The sequence below is a fragment of the Bacillus sp. FSL K6-1003 genome (assembly GCF_037964945.1).
Taxonomy (GTDB): Bacteria; Bacillota; Bacilli; order Bacillales; family Bacillaceae; genus Bacillus; species Bacillus mojavensis.
In genome coordinates this window covers 410,216-422,799 of the sequence record NZ_CP150176.1, presented here as the reverse complement: position 1 = coordinate 422,799, position 12,584 = coordinate 410,216, and the positions used below count along the sequence as shown (strand labels likewise).

13 protein-coding genes and 1 pseudogene are annotated in these 12,584 nt (G+C 45.5%); 10 read left to right on the top strand and 4 right to left on the bottom strand.

Annotation, left to right across the window (positions count from 1 at the left end; translation table 11 throughout):
• Nucleotides 1-2 precede the first annotated feature (2 nt).
• Nucleotides 3-618 (bottom strand): annotated as a pseudogene (locus NSU16_RS02140) (non-oxidative hydroxyarylic acid decarboxylases subunit B).
• A gap of 88 nt (nt 619-706) precedes the next feature.
• Between NSU16_RS02140 and NSU16_RS02135 the strand changes: the two are divergent.
• The 8 genes from NSU16_RS02135 (at nt 707) to NSU16_RS02100 (ending at nt 7,437) form a co-directional block, all read left to right on the top strand.
• Nucleotides 707-1,579 (top strand): LysR family transcriptional regulator, encoded by an 873-nt coding sequence (locus NSU16_RS02135; protein ID WP_229149882.1) that lies wholly within the window; start codon nt 707-709, stop codon nt 1,577-1,579.
• A gap of 115 nt (nt 1,580-1,694) precedes the next feature.
• Nucleotides 1,695-2,501: a cystine ABC transporter substrate-binding lipoprotein TcyA gene (gene tcyA / locus NSU16_RS02130; RefSeq protein WP_010333004.1), complete on the top strand. Its 807-nt coding sequence runs from the start codon at nt 1,695-1,697 to the stop codon at nt 2,499-2,501.
• The gene (tcyB, locus tag NSU16_RS02125; protein ID WP_010333003.1) at nt 2,488-3,192 is read left to right on the top strand and encodes a cystine ABC transporter permease TcyB; all 705 of its coding nucleotides are present in this window, start codon (nt 2,488-2,490) and stop codon (nt 3,190-3,192) included. The genes tcyA and tcyB overlap by 14 nt, the downstream gene beginning before the upstream one ends.
• A 13-nt stretch (nt 3,193-3,205) precedes the next feature.
• Nucleotides 3,206-3,949 carry a cystine ABC transporter ATP-binding protein TcyC gene (tcyC, locus tag NSU16_RS02120; protein WP_286059056.1) on the top strand — a complete coding sequence of 248 codons (744 nt, stop codon included), beginning with the start codon at nt 3,206-3,208 and terminating at the stop codon, nt 3,947-3,949.
• 124 nt (nt 3,950-4,073) lie between these two features.
• The gene (locus tag NSU16_RS02115; protein WP_010333001.1) at nt 4,074-4,721 is read left to right on the top strand and encodes a YitT family protein; all 648 of its coding nucleotides are present in this window, start codon (nt 4,074-4,076) and stop codon (nt 4,719-4,721) included.
• A 131-nt stretch (nt 4,722-4,852) separates the two neighbouring features.
• Complete coding sequence (locus NSU16_RS02110) at nt 4,853-5,848, top strand: permease (RefSeq protein WP_286059057.1); 996 nt, start codon at nt 4,853-4,855, stop codon at nt 5,846-5,848.
• Between the two features lie 12 nt (nt 5,849-5,860).
• On the top strand, nt 5,861-6,709 hold the full coding sequence (locus NSU16_RS02105; RefSeq protein WP_339191949.1) for a TIGR03943 family protein: 849 nt from the start codon (nt 5,861-5,863) through the stop codon (nt 6,707-6,709).
• A 53-nt stretch (nt 6,710-6,762) separates the two neighbouring features.
• Nucleotides 6,763-7,437 (top strand): 4'-phosphopantetheinyl transferase superfamily protein, encoded by a 675-nt coding sequence (locus NSU16_RS02100; RefSeq protein ID WP_339191948.1) that lies wholly within the window; start codon nt 6,763-6,765, stop codon nt 7,435-7,437.
• Here the strand turns inward: NSU16_RS02100 and NSU16_RS02095 are convergent.
• Nucleotides 7,432-8,766, bottom strand: a complete 1,335-nt coding sequence (locus NSU16_RS02095) for a PLP-dependent aminotransferase family protein (protein ID WP_326333766.1) — start codon at nt 8,764-8,766, stop codon at nt 7,432-7,434. The two genes, NSU16_RS02100 and NSU16_RS02095, sit on opposite strands and share 6 nt — an antisense overlap.
• A 123-nt stretch (nt 8,767-8,889) precedes the next feature.
• Here NSU16_RS02095 and NSU16_RS02090 point away from each other — a divergent pair, with 123 nt between their 5' ends.
• Nucleotides 8,890-9,831 carry a DMT family transporter gene (locus tag NSU16_RS02090; protein WP_339191947.1) on the top strand — a complete coding sequence of 314 codons (942 nt, stop codon included), beginning with the start codon at nt 8,890-8,892 and terminating at the stop codon, nt 9,829-9,831.
• A 6-nt stretch (nt 9,832-9,837) separates the two neighbouring features.
• A complete protein-coding gene (locus NSU16_RS02085) occupies nt 9,838-10,419 on the top strand; it encodes a YcxB family protein (protein ID WP_339191946.1) in 582 nt (193 codons plus the stop codon).
• Nucleotides 10,420-10,498: 79 nt separating this feature from the next.
• Here the strand turns inward: NSU16_RS02085 and NSU16_RS02080 are convergent, their stop codons facing one another.
• Both NSU16_RS02080 and srfAD read right to left on the bottom strand, forming a co-directional pair.
• On the bottom strand, nt 10,499-11,743 hold the full coding sequence (locus tag NSU16_RS02080) for an MFS transporter (RefSeq protein ID WP_339191945.1): 1,245 nt from the start codon (nt 11,741-11,743) through the stop codon (nt 10,499-10,501).
• Between the two features lie 104 nt (nt 11,744-11,847).
• On the bottom strand, nt 11,848-12,576 hold the full coding sequence (gene srfAD, locus NSU16_RS02075) for a surfactin biosynthesis thioesterase SrfAD (protein ID WP_339191944.1): 729 nt from the start codon (nt 12,574-12,576) through the stop codon (nt 11,848-11,850).
• Between the last annotated feature and the right edge of the window lie 8 nt (nt 12,577-12,584).

Below are 12,584 nucleotides of genomic sequence, written 5' to 3'. Positions count from 1 at the left end.
CATCAAGCTCCTCCTTTTTGTTTTTCAATTCCATTCCAGCGCTTTGCCTCAGAAAGGCGTATGCCGAATTGGTCCAAAGTTCTGAATACAATATGGTCGACCATTTCTTCTAAGCTGCTCGGCTGATTATAAAACGCCGGCATGGGCGGAAGAATAATCGTACCCATTTTTGTGAGTGCAAGCATATTTTCGAGATGAATCTGGTTTAAAGGTGTCTCTCTTGTTAAGAGAACGAGCTTTTTTCGCTCTTTCAGCATGACATCCGCCGCGCGAGTCAGCAGATTATCCGCCATCCCGGTACGGATGCTCGCAAGCGATTTCATACTGCACGGCGCCACAATCATGCCATCGGTATCAAACGAGCCGCTGGAGATGGCCGCCGCCTGATCCTTATGCGAGTATGTGTATGTGGCCAGCTTTTCAACTTCTTTTAACGTATAACCTGTTTCATGTTTGATGGTAACGTTAGCCCAAGGAGACACAACGAGATGGGTTTCCACTTCCGCTGCCTTCAGCCATTCTAATAGCCTGACACCGAAAATAGCCCCTGTTGCCCCGGTCATACCGACAACGAGTTTCAAATTTTGCCCCTCCTTTACGCTTGAATTCTGTCTTCATTTCAATCATACTCCTGATATATCCATATGAAAAATATTCGTTAAATCTATATTCAATACCTAAAAGGTATATAAAAGGAGGCGCTTCTTTGGACATCCGTCAGCTGCGATATTTCATTACCATTGCCCAAGAACAAAAGATCACCTCTGCCGCCAAAAAGCTCCATATGGCGCAGCCGCCGTTAAGCAGGCAGCTCAAACAGCTTGAGGATGAGCTGGGTGTTGTATTGTTTGACCGCAATAAGAAAAAACAAATGACCCTTACATATGAAGGAAGCATTTTTCTCAAAAGAGCCAAAGAGATTCTGCACAGGTTTGAAGATGCAGTCATAGAGGTGCAAGAGCTCAGGGAGGAGGTTGCCGGCACGCTGGCTGTGGGTTCGACGATTTATTGCGCGGCTCTAATGCTTGAGAAAGTGACGCAAATGAAAGAAAGATATCCGCACCTCACCTTTAATATTTGGGAAAACGAGCCGGCAACGCTGTTAGAGCTGCTGGAAAGCCGGCAAATCGACGCCGCTGTCACGACAACCATGATAAAAAGCGATACTGTACAATTTAAAAAGCTTGACGACATTCCATGTGTGCTCGTTCTTTCTGATGATGCTGGGTATACATGCGGAGACACCATCCAAATGGAGGATATCCCTTCTTTCCCGCTGATTCTGCTGCGGCCTGTGAACGGAAAAGGTGTTTATAATCAGGTCATGAATGAATTTCAGCGTCTTCAGCTGGAGCCGCGTATTGTTTGTGAATGCCACGACTCAGCAACACTGCTCAGTCTCGTCTCATCAGGATTTGGCGCGTCCATATTGCCCGTCACCATGATTCCTGTTCATATGAGAAACCATATTCACACAGTTAAAATTAAAAACAATCCCTTCGTTATGACACCGGCTGTCATGTGGAGAACTGACAGTTATTTGCCAAAACCGGTGCAACAATTTTTGAATTTATTTTAAGTGTTTTTGCCTCATGAAAACCAAATACTTGACTCATACTAAAAAAAAGTTATCCTTTAGATTTGTAAGCTATTTTTTTATTTCAATAAAATTAATCAGAAAAGTGGGGAATAGAATGAAAAAAGCACTTTTAGCTTTATTCATGGTCGTAAGCATTGCAGTTCTCGCAGCTTGCGGAGCAGGAAATGACAATCAGTCAAAAGATAACGGAAAAAACGGCGATCTTTGGGCTTCAATTAAGAAAAAAGGCGTACTGACAGTCGGTACAGAAGGAACGTATGAACCGTTCACTTATCATGACAAAGACAATGACAAGCTGACTGGCTATGATGTGGAAGTCATCACAGAAGTCGCAAAACGCCTTGGACTGAAAGCCGAATTTAAGGAAACACAGTGGGACAGCATGTTTGCCGGCCTGAATTCCAAACGGTTTGACGTCGTTGCCAACCAAGTTGGAAAAACAGATCGTGAAGACAAATATGATTTCTCAGACAAATACACAACATCAAGAGCCGTTGTCGTGACGAAAAAAGACAACAACGATATTAAGTCTGAAAAAGACGTAAAAGGAAAAACGTCAGCTCAATCACTGACAAGCAACTATAACAAACTAGCTACAAATGCCGGCGCGAAAGTAGAAGGCGTTGAAGGCATGGCGCAGGCCCTTCAAATGATCCAGCAAGGCCGCGTCGACATGACGTACAACGATAAGCTTGCCGTATTAAACTATTTAAAAACATCAGGCAACAAAAACGTAAAAATCGCGTTTGAAACAGGCGACCCTCAGGAAACGTATTTCACGTTCCGTAAAGGAAGCGGCGAGGCTGTCGACCAAGTCAACAAAGCATTAAAAGAAATGAAAGAGGACGGGACTCTTTCTAAAATCTCTAAAAAATGGTTCGGCGAAGATGTTTCTAAATAATATACCGGCACTGACGCTTGGCACGGCGATCCCGTGGGATCTGGTGCAGCAGTCATTCTGGCCGATACTTTCAGGGGGAATCTACTATACGATTCCCCTTACGATTCTTTCCTTTATATTCGGAATGATACTGGCGCTGATTACGGCGCTTGCCAGAATGTCGAAAATGAGACCTTTGAGATGGGTGTTCAGCGTATACGTATCCGCCATACGCGGCACGCCACTTCTCGTTCAATTGTTCATCATTTTCTATCTGTTCCCGGCCTTTAACATTACACTAGATCCATTTCCAAGCGCAGTCATTGCCTTTTCCTTAAACGTCGGCGCCTATGCATCTGAAATCATCAGGGCATCTATTTTATCCGTGCCGAAGGGGCAATGGGAAGCTGGCTATACAATTGGCATGACACACCAGAAGACGCTGTTCCGCGTCATTTTGCCGCAGGCGTTTCGTGTGTCAATCCCGCCATTATCCAATACCTTTATCAGCCTGATCAAGGATACATCGCTTGCATCTCAGATTCTCGTCGCTGAGCTGTTCAGAAAAGCGCAGGAAATCGGCGCGCGGAATCTCGATCAGATCTTAGTCATTTATATTGAAGCGGCCTTTATTTATTGGATTATCTGCTTCTTGCTTTCGCTCGTCCAGCATGTCATCGAACGGCGTCTTGACCGCTACGTGGCCAAATAAGGAGGTTCCGAGTATGCTTTCCGTTAAAGGATTAAACAAATCATTCGGTCAAAATGAAATTTTAAAACAGATAGATATGAAGATAGAAAAAGGAAAAGTCATCGCTATACTTGGGCCTTCCGGTTCAGGGAAAACGACGCTGCTTCGCTGTCTGAACGCGCTGGAGATCCCAAATCGCGGGGAGCTTGCATTTGATGATTTCTCCATCGATTTTTCAAAGAAAGTGAAGCAGTCGGATATCCTTCAGCTCCGCCGGAAATCGGGAATGGTGTTTCAGGCGTATCACCTCTTCCCTCACCGCACAGCCCTTGAAAACGTCATGGAGGGCCCTGTTCAGGTGCAAAAACGCAACAAGGCAGAGGTCAGAAAAGAAGCGATTCAGCTTCTGGAAAAAGTCGGATTGAAGGACAAAATGGATTTATATCCGTTCCAGCTTTCCGGAGGCCAGCAGCAGCGCGTCGGGATTGCCCGCGCACTGGCCATTCAGCCGGAGCTGATGCTGTTTGACGAACCGACCTCAGCGCTTGACCCTGAGCTTGTGGGTGACGTGCTAAAGGTTATCAAGGATTTAGCCAATGAAGGCTGGACCATGGTCGTTGTTACCCATGAAATCAAATTCGCCCAGGAAGTGGCGGACGAAGTCGTCTTCATTGACGGCGGCGTCATCGTGGAGCAGGGGCCGCCGGAGGAAATCTTCACCGCCCCAAAAGAAGAACGGACCCAGCGGTTTTTGAATCGGATTTTGAATCCGTTATAAAATCCAAAACAGGGCGCCTGCCGGCGGCCCTGTTTTTTTGTTGAACCTTGTTCGCCTATTCCGCCCTTCTGTCAGATATGCTACAATGACAATCGATTGATTTTTACGAAAGAAGGGACTTCACGTGAAGCGAGAACTTGTTCTGCGCTGGACATTTTATTTTGCCGGTCTGCTTATTCTGTCTTTTGGTGTATCCCTTACGATAGAAGGAAAAGCGCTAGGGATCAGTCCGTGGGATGCATTTCATTACAGCCTGTTTCAGCACTTCGGGCTTACGATCGGCCAGTGGGCCATCATTATAGGTGCGATCATCGTTGGGTTGACGTCATTGTTTACGAGAGCTTGGCCAAAAATCGGAGCGATACTGAACATGCTGCTCATCGGTATTTTTATAGATTTTTTCAATTTTCTCCTGCCTGAACCCTCCGGTTACATGGCTTCCGCTATTGTCTTCTCTCTCGGCGTGCTGCTGATTGGCTACGGCGTCGGTGTTTATGTATCAGCAGGTCTTGGGGCAGGCCCGCGTGATTCGCTGATGATGCTGATTTCAGAAAAAACCGGCTGGAATGTGCAATGGGTGCGAAACGGCATTGAAATCACGATTTTGTTCGCGGCATGGGGCATGGGCGGACCGATCGGGATCGGAACCATTTTGACTGCGATCCTTACTGGGCTGATTTTGCGTTTTTCATTGCCGCAGTCCACACAATTATTACAATATGCTATGGCGAGACGGACAGCCGCTGCCAAAGCGACTCCGCCTCTGCACTAATCTACTGTTACACAAAAACCGGACCAATTACATTTGTCCGGTTTTTTGCTTTTCACTCATGTTCTGCAAGCTTGTCTCATAGATTGGTACTATCTCATATAAGAGAAATACAAGAGACGGCAGGTATCATAATGGAAGTTATCCAACAATTTGCTAGACGCTCCTTCAGCATATTGCTCTTTTTCTTTTTACTCTATTGTTTCATCCTCCTTGAACCCGACAAGCTTTCTATTCCTGTTCCAAATTCCCTGCTTAACGTCAATACCATTTTTCTGAGTATTTTACTTGAGTCCATTCCTTTCATCATGCTCGGCATCTTTTTTTCATCACTGATTGACTTGTTCATATCCGATCAATGGATGACCAAATGGATCGTGAAGAACCCATATGGCGCAATTGGCTCCGCTCTCTTGATCAGCATTCTTTCTCCAGTGTGTGAATGTGCGGTGATTCCAGTGGTGCGCCGTCTGATCCAAAAAGGCATGCCTCTGCACGTCGGTACGGTCATTTTAGTCGGAGCTCCTATCTTAAATCCGATTGTCGTATTGTCCACCTACTATGCATTCAGCAAGAACCTGGAGCTTGTCTATGCGCGCATCGGGCTGGCCGTCGTCATTTGTATCATCACTGGCCTTATGATGTATTGGTTATTCAGAAAGCAATCAATGCTGAAAGAATCTACATCAGACGCGCGGACAGAATACACCCCGCAGCAGCACAGAAACCGCTTGAGATCTATCGTTACCCATGCGATTGAGGAATTCTTCGACATGGGCAGATATTTAATCGCCGGCGCATTTATCGCCAGTCTTTTTCAAACCTTTTTAAATCGGGGAGCTCTCGCTGAACTGGGAACGAGTGATCTGTCAGGTTCGGCTGTCATGATGGGACTTGCATTTGTCCTTTCACTCTGCTCGCATGCGGATGCTTTTGTCGCTTCTACATTCGCCGGCACTTATTCTCACGCTTCCCTTCTCTCCTTTTTGCTGTATGGCCCGATGCTTGATTTGAAAAATATGTTTGTATATGCTTCATGTTTCAAAAAACGCTTTGTGATCGCATTTTTTCTGATCATTTCAGCTTCGGTGCTTGGAATCGCATGGCTCTATGGTGTCATATTCGGATAAAGGGTGGTTGAATTGAAACATACTACAATGTATTCTTTTGAAGCTGTGGTTCGTGGACTTCTATTAATCGGCTTTGCTTTTATGACCTTAAAACTTTATCTGACAGGCGACATTTTACATTTCATTTCTCCCCGCATGATTTGGTTTACAAAGTTCTTTATCTTAACTGCTTTTACACTCGGGATATTGTCAATCATGTGGCGAAAACAAGACAATCGGTACAGCTGCTCCGCCTGTGCATGCAGTCATCAGCATCCACAGACTCACCCATGGCTGTACAGCTTTTTTCTGATACCTATCGCATCAGGCTTCCTTTTCCCAAACCATGTTCTGACAAATGAAATCGCCCAAAACCGAATGTTTTCCACAAATGGTTCGAAAAGCATTGATGACATCAAATCAGAAACAAAAGCTGGTGAAGAAGGAACGGCTTCTACACTTCCAAGCGGCTATGAAAAAGAACTGGCGCGGCAAATGGAGCAAGAAGAAATGATATCTGTAGTGGATAAATATTATGTTCCGGTCGTTCATCTTTTGATGGAGAATCCGGAATCTTATGAAGGAAAGGAGATTCATATCAAAGGGTTTGTCTATTTTGACGAACAGCTGAACCGCTATATTATCGGCCGTTATGGAATATCATGCTGTATCGCCGATGCCACGGTTTACGGGCTGCCGGTTGGTTTCTCTAAAAAACCTGATATTAAGGAAGGCGAATGGGTTTACCTAACGGGAAAGCTTACAACGATCAATCAGGACGGTGAACGGCTCCCAAACATTTCTGTGACAAACACACAAAAAATCAGCACACCTAAAAGCCCTTATGTATATGAGATCATCGAGGATCTTACTCCGAAGTAAATCAAAATATGATAGGATGGTTTTGACAATCTTTTGCAGACGGAGGATCTAGAATGAAAATTTACGGAATTTATATGGACCGCCCGCTTTCACAGGCAGAATCGGATCGGCTGATGTCTTTCGTTTCCGCTGAAAAACGGGAGAAATGCCGGAGATTTTATCATAAAGAAGATGCTCACCGCACCCTGCTGGGAGATGTGCTTGTCCGCTCTGTCATCAGCGAGCAGTACCAGCTGAATAAAGCCGATATCCGCTTCAGCGCGCAGGAATACGGGAAGCCTTGCATCCCTGACCTCCCCGATGCCCACTTTAACATTTCCCACTCCGGCCATTGGGTCATCGGCGCATTTGATTCAGATCCGATCGGCGTCGATATTGAAAAAATGAAGCCAATCAGCCTCGGGATTGCCGAACGTTTCTTTTCAAAGACCGAGTACAGCGATCTTTTATCCAAACATAAAGACGAGCAAAACGATTATTTTTATCATTTATGGTCTATGAAAGAAAGCTTTATCAAGCAGGAAGGCAAAGGCCTGTCGCTGCCGCTTGACTCCTTCTCCGTGCGCCTGCATGAGGATGGCCGAGTATCCGTCGAGCTTCCGAAACATCATACACCTTGCTTTATCAAATCGTATGAGGTAGACCCCGGCTATAAAATGGCCGTGTGCGCCGCCCGCCCTGATTTCCCGGAGGACATCACCATGATCTCGTACGAAGCGCTTTTATAAATGGCTCATTAAAAGCTTAATGCCTCGCTCAATATCTTCCGTCTTTACATTGGAAATATTGATTTTTAATAGATTTTCTTTCGGATAGTCTGATAAATAATGGCGGTCAATTGCTTCAAGGAGAACCTCCTGCTTTTTCGCCTTTTGAATCACTCTTGATGCCGGCAGATCCTCAGGCAGCACCAGATGGGTATGCATGCATGGGGCTTGGCCGCTGGAAAATATAAAGCGGCCGCGGCTCGATTGTCCGTGTGTTTGGATGGCTTCATGAAGTCTGAGGGACCGTTCCTTATAGGAATTTCTGATTTTTTCCTTGTGCCTGCCGAACATTCCGCTTTTGATGTAAATTTCTAACGCGGCTTGAGAAATCATCGAACAGTCAATATCGTTCAGCTTTTTATACGTATGAAATGTGTCAGTCAGCACATCCGGCAAAACGGCGGCACCCACGCGAAGACCGGGAAACATCATTTTTGAAAAGCTTTTTAAATAAATCACATGTGAGGACAGATCGTATGCGTACAGCGGGTCTGCCTTTTTATTTTCCTCAAGATCACCAAGGTAGTCATCTTCAACAAGATAGACGTCATAGGCTTCTGCCAATCTCACCAGCTCTTGTTTGTCCCGTTCGGCCAGTGAACTCCCAAGCGGGTTATGGAAGCGTGGCATCGTATAAAAAAATTTGATCGGTTCTGTTTGAAACAGCCGCTCGACTTCTGCTAAATCAAGCCCCTCCTCCGTTCTTTTTATCCCGATTGCGGGGATGCCCAGTGTCTCCAGCTGTTCAATCATCAAATGATAGCCTGGCTGTTCAATGGCGATCTTCTTTTTCCCATTGGGAAACGGCATTGCACACAGCAGGGAGAGTGCCTGCTGTACGCCGGATGTGATAAACATATGCCTCTCGTCCGCAAATACCTGCTGATCAGCAAACAGCTTTCGCAGAACAGAGATGAGCGACGGAAGGCCCTTCGGTGTTCCGTATAGAAACAAATCACGCTTGTATGTATCAATCGCTTTGTTGATGCAATGCTGAAAATCCACATACGGAAAAATATCAGGGTCTGGCGCAGATGTTGCAAAGTCGATTGGGCCTGCCTTGCCGTGATGCGGCTTCTTCGTCTTTTTCACAAGATAATAGCCGCTTTTCGGAACAGAATAGATGAGATGGCGTTTTTCCAGCTCTTGCAGTGCGCGGATCACCGTGCTTTTGCTGACTTGATAGCGGGTAGACAGCTGCCGGATGGAAGGAAGCCTGTCTCCTTCTTGATAGACACTGCCTTGCATCATTTCCTCTATCTGTATTAAGAGACTGATATACTTCTCCATTCTTTCTCCCCCTGTTTTGTACCGGTACAGTTCATTGTTTTTCTCATTGTACCGTTCCGATCCTCCCCATACAATAAAAGGGAGCGGCCGGCTCTATTATTTATATAAAGGAGCACTTCCTGTATGTATAAAAATCAGCAAACCTCAGCTTATCTTGCAGCGTTGTTAAATGCATTGATTATCGGTTTATCCTTTCTTTTCGTGAAGATCGCCCTGCGATCGGCAGAACCGTTTGATATTCTTGCACATCGGTTCACCCTTGCGTTTGCAGCAGCTACTATACCTGTCTTATTCGGATGGGTGAAGCTGTCCATCCGTTTAAAAGATGTAATGGCCATTTTGCCGCTCGCCCTGCTGTATCCGGCGCTGTTTTTCAGCTTTCAGGCATTCGGCCTGGTGTACTCGTCATCCTCTGAAGCCGGGATCATTCAGGCATCCATTCCGATTTTCACAATGGTTTTTGCCGCTTATTTTTTAAAAGAGCGATCGACGTGGGCCCAAAAAGGGTTCACCGTGTTATCAGTTGCGGGCGTCATGTTTATTTTTGTGATGAAGGGCGTGAACGTGGAATCGGCCAGCCTAAAGGGGTCTGTACTCATTTTATTGTCCGCGCTGTCTTCAGCTATGTACAATACCGCCGCAAGAAAAATGACACAGCGTTTCCGGCTGATGGAGCTTACCTACATCATGTCAGCGATCGGATTTGTCGTCTTCAATGCCATCGCTTTGGTGCGTCACGGTGCTTCCGGAACGGTCGGCACTTACTTCCATCCATTCAGGGAGCCCGGCTTTATCCTCGCAATTGTGTATTTGGGCGTGTTATCTTCGCTCGTGACTTCGTTTATGTCCAACTATGCGCTGTCCCGGATTGAGGCGTTTAAAATGAGCGCTTTTAATCATTTGTCCACCATCGTGACGATGATTGCCGGAGTTGTGATTCTGAACGAAAGCCTAGCCTGGTACCACCTTGCTGGTGCGGTTTGTATTATCATCGGCGTGCTGGGAAGCAATGCCGGTCTCCGAAAAAGAAAGCAAACCGAAAAATCCATTTCTATGAACAAATGAGATGTTATGTTAGAGTTGAAGGAAAAATGGTTTGAGGTGCAGTGTAAGAATGATTCAACACAGTGTCTTCCTAGAGGGAGCCATATCATTACAAGATATGAGATGTTACTTTTTATACCGGCAAAGAATATCAGCATTGTTTTCTTTTATTTATATTTTTTTTTATCTTTATTGGTGTATTCACTTTATGGATTTCCGTTTACTGTTTATGACAGCGAAACACTTGAAGTGATATATAATGGTATTTTCATAGCGATTCTATCTTTGATCTTTACATTGCTTTTGATTGCTTTTCATTATATGCGGCTGCGTACCAGCTATAAGAACAATACACGGCTAAAACGCAAAAGGACATATACCATGAACCGGCAAGGCATTCAAATTCAATCCAAAAACGATGTTACGTTGTTTGAATGGGATGAAATAAGGGCAGTTGCAGAATATAAACACTTATTCTCTATCAAAACTTCTAGTCACCAGGTCATCTTAGTTCCTAAACGTTTTTTTGTATTCGAAAATGAGCTCCACTCATTCAGACAGCTTGTAAAAGAACAAGTACGTGCCAAAAAAGGAAAACGACAAACTTAAAAGAGGGTATTCCCTCTTTTATTTAATGAGATATTTTATCTTCTTTCCATCGAGTAACATTCTCTTCAGCTAATGGAAATTAATTTTCAACACTCTCTTCGTTATGAAAATGCTTGTTTTTTTTGATTGGCACCAGCTCCAATAATGCTGATAAACATACCAGCACCAAACACACAACCATAATCAGCAAATAATTATGATTCATATCAAAAAACAACCCGCCCACATACACACTGAGAGCGCCGGCGATTTGATGGATAAAGAAATTGATGCCTAGGAGCGAGCCGATAAGCCCGGTTTGAAAGCTTTCAGAAATGGACGCAGCGGTCAGCGGGATCACGCCTGTGTAGCTGAGCCCGAATAACAGCGTAAAGCCCAGGTACCAAAGCTCACTGTTATGAATGCCGAGCGCGGGAATAAGCAGGCAGATCAAGCTAATGAGACGAATGAAAAACAAAATGGAGAGCATCACGCTTCTGCTGCCAAGCAAATCTGACAGCCAGCCTGCCAATAATCCCCCAATGATAATAAACGCCCCGAATGCAGCCATCATTCCGTTGATATGAGAGACATGCGCATCCCCCAGCATGGGAACGAGATGAGCATCAATGATTCCCATCGTAAATCCGCACGTAAATACGCCGAAGTACAGGATATGAATGAGGCGGGACTGCTTTAACACCTTCCAAAATCCTTGCCAGTCATAAGATTTTTTCATGGACTGTCCTTGGACATTGGGCGGGTGCTTCATTCCGAAGGCCAAAAGAGGCAGCAGAACAGCAGCTAAGAAAATGCCCAATATCGTATACGTAGTTTGCCAGCCTGCATAGTAAGGAGCTGCAGCCCAAACTGGTGACAGCAGCAGCAAACCGGCTGAATTTGCATTGGTCAAAATGGCGAGCGCCAAGCCTTTATGCGTGTCAAACCAGCGGCTGATAAAATACTGGGTCGTCACGCCAACCGCGCAGGAATAGCCAATTCCGCCGAGCACACCGTAGATCACGGAAAATATATGGACATTCGGCGAATGCGGGAGCGCCAAAAAGCTTGCGCTGATACAGATGGCGCCGATCCCCATAATCTTTCTGACGCTGAACCGGTCAAGAAAAAAGCCGACAAAAAACTGAACGACACCCGTCGTGATCATAAAAATGCTGACGGAAGCCGAAATCAGCGACCGGTCGGCGTGAAAGGTCTCTGCCATCGGGAGCATAAAAAATTGAAAGGAATTTCTGAATGAGTTCATTCCGATGGCGAAGACAAACGTGAACAGCAATACAAACCATTTCATCTTAGGAGACGCGTGAAGGATGTGCCGAGACATTTTTTCCTGACCTGCCTTTATTTGAGTATTGCGACTATTATATCATGAAAAAATTTACATTCTATATCAAAAAAGCGAACAGCACAGCGCTGTTCGCTTCTTCATTAGGAACTGGAAATCGGATGCTGATTCAAAATCGCAAATATCCGTTCCGCCACTTCCTCCGTATGTGACAACAGAAACATATGCCCGCCGTCAAACTCATGGAACGTGATATGGTTCGCCCACTTCTTCCAGCCTTCCGCATCCCGGATGCATTTTTCGTCATTCAGTCCGTTAAAGACATGGACCGGCGATTGGATCGGTGTCATGTCGTAAAGTTCGAATTGTTCAAGCGCACGGTAATCCGATCTGAACGAAGGCAGGAAAAATGACATGACTTCCTTATTTTCAACGAGCTCTGCGGGCATTCCGCCTAATTTCATAATATGATTGAGAAATTGATCATCAGGCAAATGCGATACTTTTTTCCGTTGAATATGCGGCGGCTGAATCGCAGAGATAATCACGGCCTGCGGAAAAATGCCTTCACGCTCCAGTTTTTGCGCCAGCCTGAAGGTGATCATGCCGCCCATGCTATGCCCGAACAGCACAAACGGCCGATCTGAATTCAAATGTAATTCTTGCTTGTACAAATCAGTCAGCTGCTCGAGATCCTCAACGGCTGACGTCTGATTCGTGCCGTGCCCCGGCGGTTCAGCTGCGAGCATTTCACACTCCCCCTGCAAAAAAGCATGGAGAGGGCGAAATGAAGCCGAGTAGCCGCCGGCAAACGGAAAACAGATGAGCTGCGTTTTTTCCGACGCATCAAATGATTTGAACAGTTGGCTCATTGGCCGGC

Excerpts from the sequence above, each read along its gene's own strand:
- tcyA (WP_010333004.1), top strand. The coding sequence starts at position 1,695 with ATGAAAAAAGCACTTTTAGCTTTATTCATGGTCGTAAGCATTGCAGTT.
- NSU16_RS02080 (WP_339191945.1), bottom strand. The coding sequence starts at position 11,743 with ATGTCTCGGCACATCCTTCACGCGTCTCCTAAGATGAAATGGTTTGTA.
- NSU16_RS02100 (WP_339191948.1), top strand. The coding sequence starts at position 6,763 with ATGAAAATTTACGGAATTTATATGGACCGCCCGCTTTCACAGGCAGAA.
- NSU16_RS02090 (WP_339191947.1), top strand. The coding sequence starts at position 8,890 with ATGTATAAAAATCAGCAAACCTCAGCTTATCTTGCAGCGTTGTTAAAT.
- tcyB (WP_010333003.1), top strand. The coding sequence starts at position 2,488 with ATGTTTCTAAATAATATACCGGCACTGACGCTTGGCACGGCGATCCCG.
- NSU16_RS02095 (WP_326333766.1), bottom strand. The coding sequence starts at position 8,766 with ATGGAGAAGTATATCAGTCTCTTAATACAGATAGAGGAAATGATGCAA.
- NSU16_RS02085 (WP_339191946.1), top strand. The coding sequence starts at position 9,838 with ATGTTAGAGTTGAAGGAAAAATGGTTTGAGGTGCAGTGTAAGAATGAT.
- tcyC (WP_286059056.1), top strand. The coding sequence starts at position 3,206 with ATGCTTTCCGTTAAAGGATTAAACAAATCATTCGGTCAAAATGAAATT.
- srfAD (WP_339191944.1), bottom strand. The coding sequence starts at position 12,576 with ATGAGCCAACTGTTCAAATCATTTGATGCGTCGGAAAAAACGCAGCTC.
- NSU16_RS02110 (WP_286059057.1), top strand. The coding sequence starts at position 4,853 with ATGGAAGTTATCCAACAATTTGCTAGACGCTCCTTCAGCATATTGCTC.